Origin of the sequence: Bacillus jepli (assembly GCF_047238305.1) — a bacterium.
Lineage (GTDB): Bacteria > Bacillota > Bacilli > Bacillales > Bacillaceae_L > Ferdinandcohnia.
Window position 1 is genome coordinate 1,331,861 of sequence record NZ_JBDFMO010000001.1, and the last position, 18,021, is coordinate 1,349,881.

An 18,021-nucleotide genomic window follows, 5' to 3' on the forward strand; every position below is an offset into this window, starting at 1 on the left:
ACCAGCAGTTTAATAGTTGCGCTTCCACGAAATAAAATAGACGATGATCTGAATCAACGGATATAGCAGTAATAAGATAATGGGATAGTACGGGATGAAATCTGAGATGAATGGATAGACAAAAAATAGGGCAGTGATGATCGGAAACGTGTACCACATACTAATATAAGAAGCCCGACATGCCTTTCCGGTGAGTTCCTTTTCACGCTCATCTCCTTCTTCAAATTCAACTGGCAACAAAAATGCACTTTTCCATGACTTGCGTTTCTTTTTCAGCTTTGGAAGTATAGTGGCTGAAAAAATGATTCCTACTACAATGGCAATGAACGCGGGCAACATATTAATTTCAACGGTCCAAGGTGGCTCTTGATTGGTTTTTACAATCTCTGCAAAGTCTAAATGCGCGTAATACATCGTTGAAAATGCCCAGCCCAAAAGTGCGATCGAAATAATTGAATACACTAAATTACGAAAAATACTCATTTTTCCTCATCCTCCAAATAAAATATTTCTTCAATTGGCAAGTTAAACGTTCGTGCGATATTCATTGCTAGCAAGAGTGAAGGGATATAGCTTCCTTTTTCCATGGCAACGATTGTTTGTCGTGTTACATTGACCTTTTCAGCAAGTGCGCCTTGTGTCAAGCTGTGCCTTGCGCGGAGTTCCTTCACGTGATTTTTAATCTCCATTTACAATATCCTCCATTTGTTTCTACTTACATTGTAAAGTAAACCATACATTTTGTAAAGTAAACTTGACATTTTATTTTTAGACCCACACTAGGTGGTGTTCTTAGTCTTTGATCCTAAACTGACAAAATACCTCAAAAAATAGTTTAATAGATTTTTCAAATTTGGTAGTTTAGGAATCTATATTTTTGGCGAGAATGGTTTTTGAAGGGATGGTGCTTGAAAATGAGTAAACAAATTACGATTGTATCATTTATATTTTTACTGTTAATTGGGGCGAATAGCCATTTATTAATAAAAGAAACAAGTGCACAGGAGCCACAGGTTATTCCGGATGAAGCCATTCGACTACGAATTTTAGCTAACAGTGATTCCGATGAAGATCAGGCATTAAAGCGCAAGGTACGTGATGCGGTAAATGCAGAAATTACTGAGTGGGTCGCAGAGTTAACTTCAATTGAAGCGGCTAGAGAGTTGATTCAAGAAAGACTACCAGAAATCGAGAAAATCGTTGCTGGCGTATTAGAAGAAGAAAATAGCAATCAAACATATACAGTTGATTACGGACGCAATGTTCAATTTCCAACAAAGCTTTATGGGCAATTCCTATATCCGGCTGGTGAGTATGAAGCAATTCTAATTTCATTAGGTGAAGCTAAAGGGGCAAATTGGTGGTGTGTGTTGTTCCCGCCATTATGTTTCTTAGATTTCTCAACAGGTGATGCTATTGAAGCATCTGATGAGGAAGGAAAAGATGTAGCGCTTGAGCAAGAGATTGTGAAGAAAGATAAGAAAGAAAAGAAGGACAAGGAAGACAAAGAAGATCAAGATGAAAGTGATGAGGAAGAAGTCGAGGTCAAATTTTTCTTAGTTGAGTTTTTCACATCTTTATTTAGCTAAAAATCTAGCATTTAGTTCTATTTTTCAAGATGCCTCATAGAGTAGTTACTAGGATAACGAAAAATGGGGTGGCGAAAATGAAACAATTTAGAACGGCAAATGAGCAGGACATCGAAAGGGTAACTGCCTTTTTAGGACAAGCTGAAGTTAGTTCAGAAGGTATTTCTTCGATTATTGATCACTTTATTCTATTGGAGGATGATGAACAAAAAATTCTAGCGACGTTAGGGATTGAAAGAATTGAGCAAGATGGATTGCTTCGATCTCTTGTCATTTCTCCAGGTGTGGATCAAACGAATTTATTAACTTTATTTAAAAGTGCCATTTCCCTTGCAAAGCATAAGGAGTTAAATCGAGTGTTTTTAGCGACAAATAAGCAAGCATCGATTCAATTTTTTGCAATGCTTGGCTTTGAGCAAGTGGAGAAAGAGAAGCTTCCAGGTCATATTGAATGCTCGAATCATATCTCACAGCTTCTTAAAGAGGCTGATCCGAAGTTCATGGTTTCACAAATTGAAAAATAATTGTATTTTAAACTCCTAAATGTGGACGGAATGTGCGCAAGTGGGGGTTTTTATTTTGGTTTTTGTCATCTGATTGTGGATAATGTGGATAAACATAGGTTGTTAAAAGGCAAAAAAGTGTGATAATCTATGGAACATGATGAAAAATATGGGCTGTGGATGAAATATTTCCTCTTTGTGTGGGTTGTGGCAAAACTGGTTATATCCACATAATTATCCACATTTTAGAGTTTGTTATCCACAAAATGTGGATAACACTTGTTTTTCACCACTTATAAACCTATACTTTTTTATATTACAATAATTAAAAAGTGACATCACTAAAGGATTTTTATATAGGAGTTGCGTTACATGGAAACAAAACAATGGGTTGTGGATAAATACCAACAAAATTTAGAATCTTATCCACAAATAATAGAAGCGGCAAGTCTTCTACAGAAAAATGAAGTAGTCGCATTCCCGACCGAAACGGTGTATGGGCTTGGAGCTAGTGCTTTATCAGATGAGGCTGTTGCGAAAATTTACGAGGCAAAGGGGCGTCCGAGCGATAATCCACTGATTGTCCACATCTCCACAATTGGGCAGCTACATAAAATTGTTCAGGATATTCCTGAGCAGGCGGAGCGGCTAATTGCGAAATTTTGGCCAGGTCCTCTAACACTTGTTTTAAAAAGAAAAGAAGATGCCGTTTCAAAAAAGGTGACAGCAGGACTTGAAACGGTAGCGGTACGAATGCCAAGTCATCCGGTCGCTTTGGCTTTGATTTCCGCATCAGGTCTACCACTTGCAGCGCCGAGTGCGAATACTTCTGGTAAGCCAAGTCCGACACTTGCAAAGCATGTAGCGGATGATCTGACTGGAAAAATCGCGGGGATTCTTGATGGCGGAGCAACGGGTGTTGGATTAGAGTCAACTGTTCTGGATTGTACGAGTGAGGTGCCTGTCATTTTACGACCAGGTGGAGTGACAAAGGAACAGCTTGAGGCAGTATGTGGTGTTGTCGAGGTCGATAGGGCCATTTTGAGAGAAGGCGAAGCACCGAAATCACCTGGAATGAAATATAAACATTATGCGCCAACTGCACCACTTACGATTGTGAATGGCCGGGTAGAATTTATCCAGTCTCTCGTAAAAGAAAAACAAAATGAGGGCTTAAAGGTTGGTGTCCTCACAACGACAGAGCGTGAAAATACGTATGAAGCAGATAGAATTATTGCTTGTGGCTCCCGTGAGGACTTGGAGTCAGTTGCAAATAGACTTTATGACGTATTGCGCTTATTTGATGAAAGTGGTGTCGATGTGATTTTTAGTGAGAGCTTTCCAAGTGAAGGTATTGGACAAGCGATCATGAATCGCTTAACCAAGGCAGCAGGACATAAAGTGATAACTGAATAATTGGGAAATCCTTCTTCAGTATGTGTTCAAAAAGGAGGATGAAAAGGACCGAGGAGTTCTAGGCGGTGAAGTTTTGAGGAGCGGAGCGTATGCATTTAATACGTGAGCACCGGAAAAACAAGCCAACAAAGAAATCCGATGTGTCATTTTCACCTGACTTTTTGAACATCCTTCTTCTATTTCGATTTGTACATGCATATGTTGAAATAGGCACGTCCAAGGAGGTAGAAGATGGATATTACAGCATTTCTCGGGGAAATTATAACCTTATTTATTATGGCATTTGCTTTAGGAATGGACGCATTTTCCGTTGGACTAGGGATGGGATTAATCCGGTTAAGGCTTAAGCAAATTTTTTCAATCGGGATTACCATTGGTCTGTTTCATATGTGGATGCCATTGGCAGGCATGATGATTGGACACTTTTTATCAGATACATTTGGAGCTATTGCAACCTATGTAGGCGGAGGATTGCTGTTGTTTTTAGGCTTACAAATGATTATTTCTTCCTTCAAGGACGATGATCACCAGCGTATGATTACACCGGTTGGAATCGGCTTATTTATTTTTGCGTTAAGTGTGAGCTTAGACAGTTTTTCAGTCGGGCTTTCGCTAGGGATATACGGTGCGAAAACGGTTATGGTGATTCTCATGTTTGGGATCGTTAGTATGGTTCTTTCGTGGATTGGACTACTATTAGGTCGAAAGGTACAAAACTGGCTTGGTACATACAGTGAGGTTTTAGGCGGGTGCATTCTCCTCGTCTTTGGTGTAAAACTACTATTTCCCTTATAAAAGGGGAAAATTATGACAAAACTGCGAGTGCGGGTGAAATTCCGTGCTCTTTTTTTAAATATTGGCTATCTCTTTCATGTGAATCTCGATTATAATGGAATTATATCGAATTTTGTCTAAATATTTGGGTCGAATGTAGCATGAGGGCAACGATGAAAAGGGTGATGAAATGATACGCGTTTTATTTGTTTGCACAGGAAATACATGTAGAAGTCCGATGGCTGAAGCCATTTTGCGGAAGAAGGCTGGCGGTGGCATTGAGGTCAAATCGGCAGGGATTTTTGCTAGTGACGGAAGTCCTGCTTCAACGAATACTACCCACGTATTACAGGAAAATGAAATAGAGTGTCAGCATTCGTCTTCCTTTTTAACACAAGACCTGGTAGAGTGGGCGACTTGCATTTTAACCATGACCAGTCATCATAAACAGGCAATCCTTCACAGTTTCCCGGAGGCTCAGGACAAGGTGTATACATTAAAGGAATATGCGGAAAGCAGTGGGGATGTTTCAGACCCTTTCGGAGGACCGGTTGAGATCTATAGAGAAACCTATGCGGAACTTGAATTATTAATTGAAAAAGTACTTTCTAAACTATAATAGATAGATTCAGGGGGAAAATCGGGTGGAAAAAAGGCGCTACAAATTTGGTCTAAGATTAAAATTAGTACTATTTACAACTATTTTAGCAGTTGTGACGTATTCAACATCGGCATTATTCATTTATTTTGTCTATCCTTTCGTTGAAGAAATGGTGAGTCAACAAATCTTTGTGATAAGCACACTGGCTTTAGGTATTATCTGGTCTGGAATTCTTGCTTATTTTGCGGCATCCTTCATTACAAAGCCTCTTCAGAAGCTAGAACAGGTGGCCATTCATGCTGCAAACGGTGATATTCGCGAGGATGTACCGGTGTTAAAATCAGATGACGAGATTCGTAGCCTGAGTCTTGCGTTTAATAAAATGCTACACAATCTTCGTGAGATGGTACATAATATCGAGGAAAACTTTGAAAATACGAATCAAAAGGTAATTGAGATTACGAAGGCTTCTAGTCTTGCTTCAGAGCAGGCGGAAAATATTAATCGCACAATTTCTGAGATTTCCAAGGGTGCTGACAGCTCCGCGGTATCGATTCAAGAAACGGCTGAATCCGTGGAGGATGTGATTCAAATTGCCGAAGAGGTACAGCAAAATGCGAAAACGTCACAGAACTTATCTGTTGAAATGGTTGATACCTTAAATGACAGTAAAGATGTTGTGCATTCGCTCGTTTCTGGAATTAACAAGCTTGTTGAAAACAATCAAACCTCGCTTGAGGCGGTAAATCGACTAGAGACAAATGCGAAGGAAGTGGAGCATATCATTTCACTTGTTGGTGATATTGCTGGTCAAACGAACTTACTTGCATTAAATGCTTCCATTGAAGCCGCACGCGCCGGTGAGCACGGAAAAGGCTTTGCGGTGGTTGCAGAAGAAGTGAGAAAGCTTGCAGATGAAAGTTCAAAGGCTGTTCAGGGCATTTCTGAGTTGATTAAAAATATTCAGCAAGAGGTTCGAAATGTGGTCGTCCAGATTTCAGAACAAGTGGCGGTTGCGAACGAAGAAGCGAAAAAAGGAACGATCACAAATGAGTCAATTGCTGAAATGACAACGTCTGTCCATGAGGTGGCTGATGCTGTGAAGCAAATTGCAGCTTTGGTTGAAAAACAAATGGACCGCATTCAAGCGACATCCTTGCAGTCACAAGAGGTTGCGGCGATTGCAGAAGAAACATCTGCCGGTGCACAGGAAGTAAGTGCAGCAACCCAGCATCAAACTAGTGTAATTTGTGATGTAGACAGTTTAGCCCAGGAGCTTGCTGGTCAAGCAAGTCAGTTAAAGCAAACTATTCAACGATTTACGTTATAAAACTCTTAAAAAATAGCTCCCGTTTTGGTTCGGGAGTTCTTTTTTAGGTATAATAAGGGTTAAAGTATATGTCTTTGGTTGAAGATTTGGCCAAGGCGCATTTTAATATAGGGGGATTTACGATGAAAGTTGCAATTGCATCAGACCATGGTGGTTTAAATTTACGTGAAGAAATCAAGCATTTACTAGATGAACTTGAGATTGAATATGATGACTTCGGTTGTGAATGTTCTACTTCAGTTGATTACCCGGACTATGCTCTACCAGTTGCGAAAAAAGTAGCGGACGGGGAATATGATCGTGGTATTTTAATTTGCGGAACTGGAATTGGAATGAGCATAGCTGCGAACAAGGTTCAGGGCATTCGTTGTGCACTTTGCCACGATGTATTTAGTGCAAAGGCAACTCGTGAACATAATAACAGCAACATTTTAGCAATGGGTGAGCGTGTGATTGGCCCAGGACTTGCGCGTGAAATTGCAAAAGCGTGGCTTACAACTGAGTTTTTAGGTGGCCGCCATGAAAACAGAATCAATAAAATTTCTGTATACGAAAACAGCCCATCCAGGGAATAACATACGAGATTATAGCGCCTGAGGACTTGATGTATCAGGCGTTTATTTTTTAAAATGAAAAATACACGTGGGACAAGGAACCTGTCCCTCTGTCCCAAGGAGGTAAATGATAATGGTTGCGGATCTTGAGGTATGGAGAGGTCAGCTTCGGACGATTCTTTCAGAGTTTGTGGAAAAAGCTTCGTTGAAAAGAGGGGAGTTACTTGTTGTCGGATGCAGTACGAGTGAGGTTATCGGTGAACGTATTGGAACGGCGGGATCTGAGGAAGTGGCCGAAATGATTTTTAGCGAACTAGATTCTCTTCGTGAAAATGTGGGTGTTGAGCTCGCGTTTCAGTGCTGTGAACATTTAAACCGCGCATTGGTTGTTGAGCGTGAAACGGCATCACATAAAAATTATGAACAAGTAACAGTCGTGCCAGTTCGAACAGCAGGTGGCGCTATGGCAACCTATGCATACGGACATTTTAACGATCCAGTTGTAGTTGAGTTTATTAAAGCTGAAGCGGGAATCGATATCGGCGACACCTTCATCGGGATGCATCTAAAACACGTTGCCGTACCAATTCGTAGCTCCATAAAGGAAATTGGTGGAGCCCACGTCACAATGGCCAAAGCCAGACCAAAACTCATCGGAGGAGAACGTGCTGTCTATCCCGACAAAAAAGAAAATAAAAAATGCTAGAAGAGCTACGAGGAGCCAAGGGACCAAGGGGACGGTTCCTGTGGCTCTTTTTTTATTCTTGATTTTATGTGTAACATTTTAGGGGTTAGTTCGTTTTGTAAGTGAGGTATGATGATGGTAACGAGAGAAAGGGGGCGCAGATGAGTAAAGAACGAAATGAAAAATTAGATGATATTTATCGTCGTTATGCGGAACCCCTCTTTTATTATTTGTTACGAATGTCAGGTTCCTCCACTTTAGCGGAGGAACTTGTTCAGGAAACGTTCTTCCGGGCGACGGTTTCCCTGTCCTTTTACAAATACGAGGATGTTAAACCATGGCTATTTAAGGTGGCCCGTAATACCTACCTTGACGAATGGAGAAAGCGACAACGGTGGAACTGGGTCCCTTTTTACGATAAAGGTGACATGAGGAGTCCGTACGGGATACCCGAGGATGAGATGGTGAGTAAAGAAAATCAGGATGAACTAACGGAGTTGCTTGACCTGTTGCCAGAAAACTATCGAACGATTATTTATTTACGGGAATTTGCGGAGTTCACATATGAGGAAATTCAGGAAGCAATGGAGATAACCGAATCACAGGTGAAGGTGACATTGCATCGGGCACGGAAAAGGCTGCAAACATTAGTGGAAAGAGAGTCAAAGGACTAAGGAGTGAGTGAACTATGACGGAATGGAGCAAAGACAAAGAGAAGCGGGTTTTATGGAAGTATCGTTTTTCGTTGACTGCGAGAATAATTAGAGTTGTCCTCATTCTCTTATTTTTGTATGGGGTTTATATGATTTTACTCTCGATTGGATACGATTTTACAAAGCTTGATGATAAGAATGCCTATCATTTGAATTTAGCCATTGATTGGACACAGCCTGGTCTTCAAGGAGAATATTCGAGACCGTTAAGTGGAGAAATCACCCCTTTTTTAAGTCAAACAATTACGATCCCAATTTCGAGGACGATTGGAAAGGAAGAGCAGATTGTCGGGGAATGGGATGTAACCAAACGTCTCGTGAATTCACTTTCTTCCAAGGAGACTATTTATTTTCAACGTTCAAGTAACCAACAGTTCGGATTCATTTTGCCTGAGGATCCCCGCACAGGTAAGAAATTAGCTGCTGTTACGAAAAGCGTTGATTTACAGGAGTGGCAGAAGCTTGAGATGGTGCATGAGGGAACAGTTGCAAATTTAGCATTTTCAACTTCAAATTTTTTAAAGTCTGAAGAGTTACTTGGAAGATTAGAAAAATATGATTTGGATGTTCAGTGGATGCCTTTGTATGCTGGTGAATTAAAAGCTTTTAAGCCAGCTTGGACTTCAACAGGTGGTGGAGAGAATATATCGGTTGATACTCTTGGATTAACCAGAGCTGTGGAAATGGATGAGGATTATATGAGTTGGTCGATGTTGATGTTGGATAGTAAGACCATTAAAAAAAACCAAGAAATTATGCTTAAAAATATGAAGGATCTTATTGAAGATGAAAGTGAAACTTATCGCCAAAACGTGCTTGGCTTGTGGTACCTAGAAGAACGCTACGACTATTTAAAGGAAAATGGATTCCTTGTATATGGGGCAGTCGTTACAGGTCCAGTCAAGGAGCTTTTAAAATTAAAAGAAGAACCAGACTTTAGGAATATTCAAGTTGGTGAGTTCGAATACTGGAATTGGACAACAGAATGAAGGAAGAGACAGGGTGGAGAGCCTTGTCTCTTTTCTACTATCAATGTAAAATTAAGGATATTAAGATTAAGGAGTGAAGAAAATGGCTATTAGAAAAGTCAAAAAGGAAGACCTGCATAGGCTTATTGATTTAATTGATGAGAATGATAACGAACCAGTCTATGATTTACTTCAAAAGGTGATCGACAAAAAGGTGAATTTTGCTGATGGCTTACTTGTGGAGTACGATGACTCTCCCCTTACTGAAGAGGAAAAGAAAAAGATAGAGAAGGCCGAGAAAGAAATACAGGAAGGAGAATTCATTGATTGGGCGAAATTAAAAAATGAGTTATAAATACAAAATAGTACTTTCGAAAAGTGCTGAAAAATTTATTAGAAAGCAAGACAGAATTAGAAAAAAACAAATAATGAAAATTCTGGACAGTTTAAAATCTGCCCCCTATAAATCACCAAATGTAAAACCGATAAAAGGTTCTGATTTTGAAGACTACAGATGTCGGTTTGGTGACTTTAGAATGATTTATAGAATTGAAAACGAGATATTAACTATCATAGTTTTAGATATTGGGTCACGTGGTGATATATATAAACGGATATAAACTCCCATTAACTTCTTCATTAATAACCTTCATATGAATTTCTACAGATAAATAATATTCCATAAATCCCATTTAAGAAAATATAGTTGTATAGGTGTCCCGTTAAAGGAACCAATAGAACCGTCCCTGCGGTTCCAAATAGGTGAACGTTTTTAGTGAATATTATTAAAATGTTCGTGTTTTGATAGGTGAGTGCGAATTAATTATTTTACGACAAAAGCCAATAGCGGCGCACTGCCAACAGCCTTCAAGCTGACTTTGTTGGGATTCGAATAAAAAACTTAATCTTCCTACTACCGAATAAAAGTGTTACAATGGAAAGGTATTTTTCAAATTAGCGGAATAATTCATACATCGATTAAAAGGAGGATTCCAAATGAAACATTTATCGGAGCAAGATCAACAAGTATTTAGTGCGATTCAAGATGAACTACAAAGACAACGTACAAAAATTGAACTGATTGCATCTGAAAACTTTGTAAGTGAAGCAGTTATGGAAGCTCAAGGTTCTGTATTAACAAATAAATATGCAGAAGGGTACCCTGGCCGTCGTTATTATGGTGGTTGTGAGCATGTGGATGTTGTGGAGAACATCGCAAGAGACCGCGCGAAGGAAATCTTCGGTGCTGAGCATGCGAATGTGCAGCCGCACTCTGGAGCTCAAGCAAATATGGCTGTATACTTTACTATCCTAGAACAGGGTGACACTGTACTTGGGATGAATCTTTCCCATGGTGGACATTTAACACATGGTAGTCCGGTAAACTTCAGTGGAATTCAATATAATTTTGTGGAGTACGGAGTCGATCCTGAAACACATCAAATTAATTACGATGATGTTCGTGCGAAAGCGCTAGAACATAAGCCGAAGCTGATCGTTGCAGGTGCGAGTGCGTATCCACGTGCAATTGATTTTAAAAAGTTCAGAGAAATTGCGGACGAAGTGGGCGCGTACTTAATGGTGGATATGGCTCATATCGCTGGTTTAGTCGCGACTGGACTTCACGAAAATCCAGTTCCATATGCGGATTTCGTTACAACAACAACTCATAAAACACTACGTGGTCCACGTGGTGGTATGATTCTTTGTAAAGAAGAATTCGCAAAGAAAATCGATAAGTCGATCTTCCCTGGAATCCAAGGTGGTCCATTAATGCACGTAATTGCTGCCAAGGCAGTAGCGTTCGGGGAAGCGTTAACAGACGAATTCAAACAATATGCTAAAAATATTGTGGCTAATGCAGCTAGATTAGCAGAGTCTTTACAAAAAGAAGGCTTAGACCTCGTATCTGGTGGTACTGACAATCACTTATTACTATTAGATGTCCGTTCTTTAGGACTTACTGGTAAAGTGGCTGAAAAGGTTCTTGACGATATCGGCATCACAGTAAACAAAAATACCATTCCATTCGATCCAGAAAGCCCATTTGTAACAAGTGGTATCCGTATCGGTACAGCTGCCGTTACAAGCAGAGGCTTTGGGTTAGAGGACATGGATGAAATTGCGTCAATTATTGCATTTGCGTTGAAAAACTCAGAAGACGAAGCGAAGTTAGCTGAAGCAAGTCAGCGTGTAGAAGATTTAACTAGTAAATTCGTACTTTATAACGAGTATTAAGATTGTTGAAGGCAGGATTCCTTTTCTGGGGATCCTGCCTTTTTTAGACCGGAAAGGTGGGAGTGATCCCCGAAAAGTCTAGCGCTCAAACAATTTTTGTCCGATAAAATTGAAGCCATCCCCCGTCCAAAAACAAAGCGCCTAGACCTTCGTCCAAGCGCAATCTCAAATTACTGTTTATTTTTCGGAATTCTACCTGCTTTTTTAGCTGCTTCTCTTAAAAGAAACTCGATATGGCTGTTGACACTTCGAAAATCATCGGCAGCCCATTTTTGTAAAATTTCATAGAGGTCAGGATCTAGCCGCAAAGGAAAGCTCTTTTTTTTAGACATGCTTGACCCTCATCAATAGAGAGTACCTGCGTTAATAACAGGCTGAGTTGATTTTTCAGAGACGATTGCGACTAGTAGGTTGTTCACCATTTGCACCTTACGCTCATCGTCAAGGTCAACGGTTTTATCCTGTTCGAGTTGTTTAATTGCCATTTGTGCCATACCAACCGCACCTTCGACAATTTTTTGGCGAGCTGCAATAATGGCAGTGGCTTGCTGACGTTGAAGCATCGCTTGGGCAATTTCAGTTGAGTAGGCAAGATGAGTAAGGCGCGCTTCAAGAACTTCGACACCTGCTACCTTTAAACGATCCTGTAGCTCCGCAGCCAACTCATTTGAGATTTCCTCAGAGTTTCCACGCAATGTGAGCTCTACATTTTCAAATGTGTCATATGGGTAGCGAGTTGCAACATGTCGAATTGCGGTTTCGCTTTGGATTTCTACGAATTCCTCGTAATGGTCTACATCGAAAACGGCTTTCGCTGAATCAACGACCTTGTATACGATAACTGCCGCAATTTCAATTGGATTCCCCTCAACGTCGTTTACTTTAAGTTTTTTACTATTAAAGTTGTTTACGCGTAAGGACACGCTTCTGCGAATGGAGAATGGAACGGTTAAAAACATACCGCTGTCGCGAATAGTTCCTAAATACTTTCCAAAGAAAATGACAACCCCTGCTTTGTTAGGTTGAATAATTGTAATTCCAGAAGCCAAAATCACCGCAAGAGCGACAAATAAAACTCCAAACACTATCTTTGTGTTAATCAGCATCATGACACCTAGTGCGATGAATACAGCAATGACTAGAACCCCTAAAAAACCGTTAAGCTTCCATACCTGTGTTTCTTTCATGGGAACGACCTCATTTCATTTCGATATTTATTTTATATTACTATGATATCACTTTTGTATAAAATTGTAAATTAATTCACTGAACATTTTAACATTTAATCATTCTGTGTATTTTTGAGTTTCATCTTGAACATGCTTTGTTTTTTCTGTAAAATTTATTGAAGTGTAAAAAACGCAGTTCGTAGTGTTATTTTTTCATTTGAAGGAAATTCTAAAAGAACCATACTTAAAAAGGAGAGATGAACGATGGGGAAAGTGTACGTTTTTGATCACCCACTTATTCAGCACAAGCTTACATACATACGAGATATAAATACTGGTACGAAGGAATTCCGTGAATTGGTAGACGAAGTGGCAAGCTTAATGGCATTTGAAATCACTCGTGATATGCCACTCGAGGAAGTGGAAGTTGAAACTCCAGTTCGTAAGGCGAAATCAAAGGTTTTATCTGGTAAAAAGATTGGTATAGTACCGATCCTACGTGCTGGTCTAGGCATGGTAGATGGAATTTTGCGCTTAATTCCAGCAGCAAAAGTTGGGCATATTGGACTTTATCGTGACCCTGAAACATTGCAACCAGTTGAATATTATTTTAAGATGCCTTCTGATATCAAAGAGCGTGAATTCATCGTTGTGGACCCAATGCTTGCGACAGGTGGTTCAGCAGTTGAAGCGATCAATGCATTAAAAAAGCGAGGCGCTACTAATATTAAATTTATGTGCCTAATTGCAGCACCAGAGGGTGTAGAAGCAATGAAAAATGCCCATCCTGATGTCGATATCTATATCGCAGCACTCGATGAGCAGTTGAACGACCATGGTTATATCGTTCCAGGCCTTGGAGACGCAGGAGACCGTCTATTTGGAACAAAATAAGCCGAAAAGTGGAAGTGCCTTGCACAGAAACGAGAAAACTGGCCGACTAAATTCGCCACGTCCTGTGGCGCCGTCGGCATTAGCACTTCCTGTGCGTCGATACTCCGACAAAGAGGCGTATTTTGCCTCTGCAGGAGGAGTTGAAGTTTCTCGAGTTTCTAGGCGCTGTAACTAGAACTCACATATTCAACCACCTTTTGAGTAATGCTATCTCAAAGAGGTGGTTTTTTTGTGAGAATGATACTGGCCATTTGTATGAGTATGACCCTCCTATTTTCAACAATACCTGTCGAAGCGCACCGTTTTCCGGACAGACCCCCTTTGCCTAAAGAGGATTTGGATGAAATGGTGCATGAAATCATCATAACGGACGAACATCAATTTGCATCATTAATTGAAAGAACAAAAACAATCTATCCTTCCATAAAAATTAATCACATATACAAACATGTGTTTTCGGGTTTTTCAGTCACGGGAAAAAGACGGGATATCCAAAGATTAAAAACGGAGTCTGGCGTTCAACAAAGTTCCCCGGTTACGACCTATCAGGTTTCTGTAGAAGAGAGTGTTCCTTTTATTGGAGGCGAGGAGATCCGCGGTCACTTTGATAAAAAGGATCATCGCTTAACCGGAAAGGGCGTCAAAGTTGGTGTAATCGATACTGGCGTTGACTACACCCACCCAGACCTTAGGAGAAATTATAAAGGGGGCTATGACCTCGTTGATGGTGATGACGACCCGATGGAAACCAAAGGAGTTGAGGGGCGAAACACCTCACATGGAACCCATGTTGCAGGAATCATTGCAGCGAATGGAAAAATCAGAGGAGTTGCACCAGAGGCAGATATCATTGGCTACCGCGCACTTGGCCCAGGTGGGATGGGAACATCCGAACAAGTCATTGCGGCAATAGACAAAGCAATTGAAGATAAAGTTGATGTCATTAATCTATCGCTTGGCAATACCATCAATGGACCAGATTGGCCAACAAGTCTGGCGTTAGATAAAGCGACGGAAAAAGGAATTGTGGCGGTAACTTCAAGTGGAAATTCAGGGCCAATGGTCTGGACGGTTGGTTCACCCGGGACATCATCAAGGGCGATATCCGTCGGTGCATCAACACCGCCAATGACTGTACCGTACATCACAATAGGGTTTGCAGATCGAAAAATTGAGCTCCAACCCCTGCAGGGCTCAATACCATGGAAACTCCAAAAGAAATATAAGATTGTTTATGCAGGAATGGGCACGGAAAAAACGTTCCCTAAGGCTAAAGACAAAATTGTGTTAATGGAAAGAGGGCAAATTACATTTACCGAAAAAGCAGTACGCGCACTTAAAGCCGAAGCGTCCGCTGTTTTAATCTATAACAACACGGATGGAAACTTCTCAGGTTCATTAGACGAGGAGCTTCCTATACCGGTTGCATCCCTTTCAAAGGCAGATGGGGAATGGCTTAAGAAACAAATGAAGTCTCAAAATCCTGTGGTAAAAACCTCGTTCCAAGAGGTGAAAGATACGATCGCTTCCTTTAGCTCCCGAGGTCCTGTCACGCACACCTGGGCGATTAAACCGGATGTAGTGGCACCAGGAGTAGCAATTGATAGCACGATTCCAAATGGATACGAGGAAATGCAAGGGACAAGTATGGCGGCACCGCATGTAGCCGGAGCAAGTGCTATTTTAAAACAGGCACATCCTGGATGGACACCGGAACAAATAAAAGCCGCACTCATGAATACGGCACGGCTTTTAGAAAAAGAAGATGGAACCTTGTACAAGCCGTATGAACAAGGAGCGGGTAGAATTCAGCTTCATGAGGCTATTCACACGGAAACGCTAATCTATCCTGGGTCATTTTCCGCGGGACTGTTACATCACCAAGATGAACGCACAGAAAAAACAATTAAAATAACGATAGATAATCAATCTGAAGAAGAAAAGAAATATTCTTTCGAGATTCCGAAAAACAGAAAAGGAATTCAATGGGACTTGCCCATTCCCTTTGCTGTACAACCGAAACAAAAAAAAGAGATTACAATCAGGCTCGATATCACGCCAAGTACCATCGGTGCAGGGCTACACTATGGGAATTTATTTTTAAGAGAAGGAAAAAATCGATATCACATTCCATATATGTACGTGATTGAAGAACCCGACTATCCTCGAATCATGGGTTTTCAATTTGGTAAAGGAGATAAGGAAGATGTGTTTCGATATGAATTATACTTACCAGGTGGAGCTGATGAATATGGTATTGTCCTCTATAATCCAGACAGTCTGCGGTTTGTGACATTTTTAGATTGGGACCGAAATGTTGCGAGGGGACTGGTAGAGAAAGAAGTAAACAGAAAGGATCGAAACTTAAGAGGAGTTTTTAAGGCGATCATATTTGTTAATAAAGCTGGCAAAGAGGATATACTAGAAACAGAAATCTCATTTGAGGATACAATGATAGGCGGCCACTAACCATTGGTCGCCTAAGTCTAATTATGAACTTTTTGTGAACGAAAAGTGAATTATTGGATTAATACTACGATGATAGGACTAACAAAAATCACGATTAAATGGCTTTTGTAAGCGGATGTGGAATGCGATAAAAATCGCTTGTGAGAAGGTGAACTTTTTCCTTACAAACAATTGACATTAATAGGTGCCTATTGTATGCTTACAAAGGGTATGAATGAGAAGGTTTTCATCGTATTGTTACTTGGAAAATTGAGTATTTTCTGACATGTTAAAAGCCTGCCTCTAAAGACTTAAAGTGGGGGTTTGTTGATGCCTAAAAACGATAAGCATCCATTAAAAGCCTATGCGCTTATGTCTGGTATTCTATCTCAATTAGTAGGATCAATTCTAATTGGTATTTTCCTCGGTAGATGGATTGATCAGAGGCTAGCCACTGAACCACTATTTTTAATTCTTGGCCTTCTATTAGGACTAGCAACAGGAGTCTATGCAACACTTCGTCTAGTCAATCACTTTTTTTCAGGAGATTAACTTGATATGCAGGATCTATCCATAGCGTTTACGAGGTATCGTAAATACATATTCTACTTACTTGCAATCTATGTACTAGGCTGGGGATTCACTGCATATAAATCGGTCTTCTTAGGATTAATACTAGGAACTCTGGGAAGTTTGTGGATTCTATTTACGTTAGCTCGTAAAAATATGCAATTTACGAAGGCATTTGAAGAGGGTCGAACAGTCCGATCGCTTGGAACAATGTCGAGAATGGCAGTTGCAGGTTTAGCAGTATTGATTGTAATGGAGTATCCAGAAAACTTTCACTTAGGTAGTATGATTATTGGATTAATGACAGCCTACTTTGTCATTATGATAGATTTCTTTTTTCAAAAACTTCATAAATAGACTAAAGCGTAAAACCCAGGTTTGCGCTGGACAATATGGGAAGAGAGGTGAATACTGTTGGGTCACGAAGCTCCTACGATAGAATTATTTGGCCTTTATTTTAGTAAATCTAACATGCTGATGATCACAATTGCGAGTGTAATTGTATTCATTATCGCGGTTCTCGGAACTCGTACCCTTGCAATGAAGCCAACCGGTGCTCAGAACTTTATGGAATGGGTCATGGACTTTGTTCGAGGAATTATTAAAAGTTCAATGGACTGGCAAACAGGCGGGCGTTTCCAAATACTAGGGATTACGTTAATTATGTATATCCTTGTATCGAACTTTCTAGGATTGCCGTTTGCGATCATTTGGGGCCATGAATTATGGTGGAAGTCTCCAACTGCTGATCCAACGATTACGTTAACTCTAGCAGTTATGGTTGTTGGATTATCACATTACTATGGAATTAAAATGAAGGGTGCGAAAGAATACGGTAAGGATTTCTTTAAACCTATGTCATTTATGTTCCCGTTAAAAATTATCGAAGAATTTGCAAACACATTAACTCTCGGACTGCGTCTATTTGGTAACATCTATGCTGGTGAAATCCTGCTTGGATTAATTGCTGGTATGGCAGTAAGTGGTTATGAAAGTGGCATTCTCGGAGGTATCTTAGGTACAATCGGAGCCTTTATTCCGATGATTGCATGGCAAGGATTTAGTATCTTTGTTGGTGCCATCCAGGCATACATCTTTACAATGTTAACAATGGTTTATATTTCACACAAAGTAAGTACAGACCATTAAAAATAAACCTTGTCCAAAATGAGACTTTTTGGGCAAACAAAAATCAATTATTATAAAATTTTTTATACAATTAAAGGAGGACTTTTTCAATGGGTTTATTAGCAGCAGCAATTGCAATTGGTTTAGCGGCACTAGGTGCTGGTATTGGTAACGGTCTTATCGTATCTCGTACAGTTGAGGGGATTGCTCGTCAACCAGAAGCACAAGGTAAACTTCAAACTACTATGTTCATCGGGGTTGCGTTAGTTGAGGCGATTCCTATCATCGCAGTAGTTATCGCGTTCATGGTATTCGGCGCTAACGCATAAGATGATTTCTTGAAGCTTTCCTTGAAGTTGCATCTAAGGGATTTCCTTATTTCGTAACCTTAAAAAGTGAAGGCTTAGGTAAAAATGGCGAAGATCATTCCAAGAGAACCTT

23 protein-coding genes are annotated in these 18,021 nt (G+C 40.3%); 19 read left to right on the forward strand and 4 right to left on the reverse strand.

What is annotated here, in order from left to right; translation table 11 throughout:
• Positions 1-9: 9 nt before the first annotated feature.
• A complete protein-coding gene (locus ABC371_RS06710) occupies positions 10-483 on the reverse strand; it encodes a hypothetical protein (RefSeq protein WP_412896082.1) in 474 nt (157 codons plus the stop codon).
• Complete coding sequence (locus ABC371_RS06715; protein WP_412896083.1) at positions 480-689, reverse strand: helix-turn-helix transcriptional regulator; 210 nt, start codon at positions 687-689, stop codon at positions 480-482. The genes ABC371_RS06710 and ABC371_RS06715 overlap by 4 nt, the downstream gene beginning before the upstream one ends.
• 225 nt (positions 690-914) lie before the next feature.
• On the opposite strand from ABC371_RS06715, the gene spoIIR reads away from it, so the two are divergent.
• The 13 genes from spoIIR to ABC371_RS06780 all read left to right on the forward strand — a co-directional run bounded on the left by spoIIR (position 915) and on the right by ABC371_RS06780 (position 11,371).
• Positions 915-1,589, forward strand: coding sequence for a stage II sporulation protein R (gene spoIIR, locus ABC371_RS06720; RefSeq protein ID WP_412896084.1), 675 nt, complete (start codon positions 915-917; stop codon positions 1,587-1,589).
• 77 nt (positions 1,590-1,666) lie between these two features.
• The gene (locus tag ABC371_RS06725) at positions 1,667-2,113 is read left to right on the forward strand and encodes a GNAT family N-acetyltransferase (protein WP_412896085.1); all 447 of its coding nucleotides are present in this window, start codon (positions 1,667-1,669) and stop codon (positions 2,111-2,113) included.
• Positions 2,114-2,464: 351 nt separating this feature from the next.
• Positions 2,465-3,508: an L-threonylcarbamoyladenylate synthase gene (locus ABC371_RS06730; protein WP_412896086.1), complete on the forward strand. Its 1,044-nt coding sequence runs from the start codon at positions 2,465-2,467 to the stop codon at positions 3,506-3,508.
• Between the two features lie 231 nt (positions 3,509-3,739).
• A complete protein-coding gene (locus ABC371_RS06735; RefSeq protein WP_412896087.1) occupies positions 3,740-4,303 on the forward strand; it encodes a manganese efflux pump MntP in 564 nt (187 codons plus the stop codon).
• Between the two features lie 169 nt (positions 4,304-4,472).
• Positions 4,473-4,901, forward strand: coding sequence for a low molecular weight protein arginine phosphatase (locus tag ABC371_RS06740; RefSeq protein ID WP_412896088.1), 429 nt, complete (start codon positions 4,473-4,475; stop codon positions 4,899-4,901).
• A gap of 25 nt (positions 4,902-4,926) precedes the next feature.
• A complete protein-coding gene (locus ABC371_RS06745; protein ID WP_412896089.1) occupies positions 4,927-6,213 on the forward strand; it encodes a methyl-accepting chemotaxis protein in 1,287 nt (428 codons plus the stop codon).
• Positions 6,214-6,335: 122 nt separating this feature from the next.
• On the forward strand, positions 6,336-6,788 hold the full coding sequence (rpiB, locus tag ABC371_RS06750; RefSeq protein ID WP_412896090.1) for a ribose 5-phosphate isomerase B: 453 nt from the start codon (positions 6,336-6,338) through the stop codon (positions 6,786-6,788).
• A 112-nt stretch (positions 6,789-6,900) separates the two neighbouring features.
• On the forward strand, positions 6,901-7,473 hold the full coding sequence (locus ABC371_RS06755) for a TIGR01440 family protein (RefSeq protein ID WP_412896091.1): 573 nt from the start codon (positions 6,901-6,903) through the stop codon (positions 7,471-7,473).
• Between the two features lie 140 nt (positions 7,474-7,613).
• Positions 7,614-8,126 carry a sigma-70 family RNA polymerase sigma factor gene (locus tag ABC371_RS06760; RefSeq protein WP_412896092.1) on the forward strand — a complete coding sequence of 171 codons (513 nt, stop codon included), beginning with the start codon at positions 7,614-7,616 and terminating at the stop codon, positions 8,124-8,126.
• Positions 8,127-8,140: 14 nt separating this feature from the next.
• Positions 8,141-9,154, forward strand: coding sequence for an anti-sigma factor (locus ABC371_RS06765; protein WP_412896093.1), 1,014 nt, complete (start codon positions 8,141-8,143; stop codon positions 9,152-9,154).
• Between the two features lie 82 nt (positions 9,155-9,236).
• Complete coding sequence (locus tag ABC371_RS06770) at positions 9,237-9,488, forward strand: hypothetical protein (protein ID WP_412896094.1); 252 nt, start codon at positions 9,237-9,239, stop codon at positions 9,486-9,488.
• Positions 9,478-9,753, forward strand: a complete 276-nt coding sequence (locus ABC371_RS06775) for a type II toxin-antitoxin system RelE family toxin (protein WP_412896095.1) — start codon at positions 9,478-9,480, stop codon at positions 9,751-9,753. The genes ABC371_RS06770 and ABC371_RS06775 overlap by 11 nt, the downstream gene beginning before the upstream one ends.
• A 376-nt stretch (positions 9,754-10,129) precedes the next feature.
• Complete coding sequence (locus tag ABC371_RS06780; RefSeq protein ID WP_412896096.1) at positions 10,130-11,371, forward strand: serine hydroxymethyltransferase; 1,242 nt, start codon at positions 10,130-10,132, stop codon at positions 11,369-11,371.
• Between the two features lie 170 nt (positions 11,372-11,541).
• Here the strand turns inward: ABC371_RS06780 and ABC371_RS06785 are convergent, their stop codons facing one another.
• Together ABC371_RS06785 and ABC371_RS06790 are read right to left on the reverse strand one after the other, a co-directional pair.
• Positions 11,542-11,703 carry a type II toxin-antitoxin system antitoxin gene (locus ABC371_RS06785; protein ID WP_083497317.1) on the reverse strand — a complete coding sequence of 54 codons (162 nt, stop codon included), beginning with the start codon at positions 11,701-11,703 and terminating at the stop codon, positions 11,542-11,544.
• Between the two features lie 12 nt (positions 11,704-11,715).
• Positions 11,716-12,558 carry an SPFH domain-containing protein gene (locus ABC371_RS06790; RefSeq protein WP_412896097.1) on the reverse strand — a complete coding sequence of 281 codons (843 nt, stop codon included), beginning with the start codon at positions 12,556-12,558 and terminating at the stop codon, positions 11,716-11,718.
• 246 nt (positions 12,559-12,804) lie between these two features.
• Between ABC371_RS06790 and upp the strand changes: the two genes are divergently transcribed.
• The 6 genes from upp to atpE all read left to right on the forward strand — a co-directional run bounded on the left by upp (position 12,805) and on the right by atpE (position 17,909).
• A complete protein-coding gene (upp, locus tag ABC371_RS06795; protein ID WP_412896098.1) occupies positions 12,805-13,434 on the forward strand; it encodes a uracil phosphoribosyltransferase in 630 nt (209 codons plus the stop codon).
• A gap of 237 nt (positions 13,435-13,671) precedes the next feature.
• Complete coding sequence (locus ABC371_RS06800; RefSeq protein WP_412899292.1) at positions 13,672-15,903, forward strand: S8 family serine peptidase; 2,232 nt, start codon at positions 13,672-13,674, stop codon at positions 15,901-15,903.
• A gap of 309 nt (positions 15,904-16,212) precedes the next feature.
• Positions 16,213-16,434 carry an AtpZ/AtpI family protein gene (locus ABC371_RS06805; protein WP_412896099.1) on the forward strand — a complete coding sequence of 74 codons (222 nt, stop codon included), beginning with the start codon at positions 16,213-16,215 and terminating at the stop codon, positions 16,432-16,434.
• Positions 16,435-16,440: 6 nt separating this feature from the next.
• Positions 16,441-16,809, forward strand: coding sequence for an ATP synthase subunit I (locus tag ABC371_RS06810; RefSeq protein ID WP_412896100.1), 369 nt, complete (start codon positions 16,441-16,443; stop codon positions 16,807-16,809).
• Between the two features lie 57 nt (positions 16,810-16,866).
• Positions 16,867-17,601, forward strand: a complete 735-nt coding sequence (gene atpB / locus ABC371_RS06815) for a F0F1 ATP synthase subunit A (protein WP_116352008.1) — start codon at positions 16,867-16,869, stop codon at positions 17,599-17,601.
• An 89-nt stretch (positions 17,602-17,690) separates the two neighbouring features.
• Positions 17,691-17,909 (forward strand): F0F1 ATP synthase subunit C, encoded by a 219-nt coding sequence (gene atpE / locus ABC371_RS06820; protein ID WP_116352009.1) that lies wholly within the window; start codon positions 17,691-17,693, stop codon positions 17,907-17,909.
• The last annotated feature ends 112 nt before the right edge of the window (positions 17,910-18,021 follow it).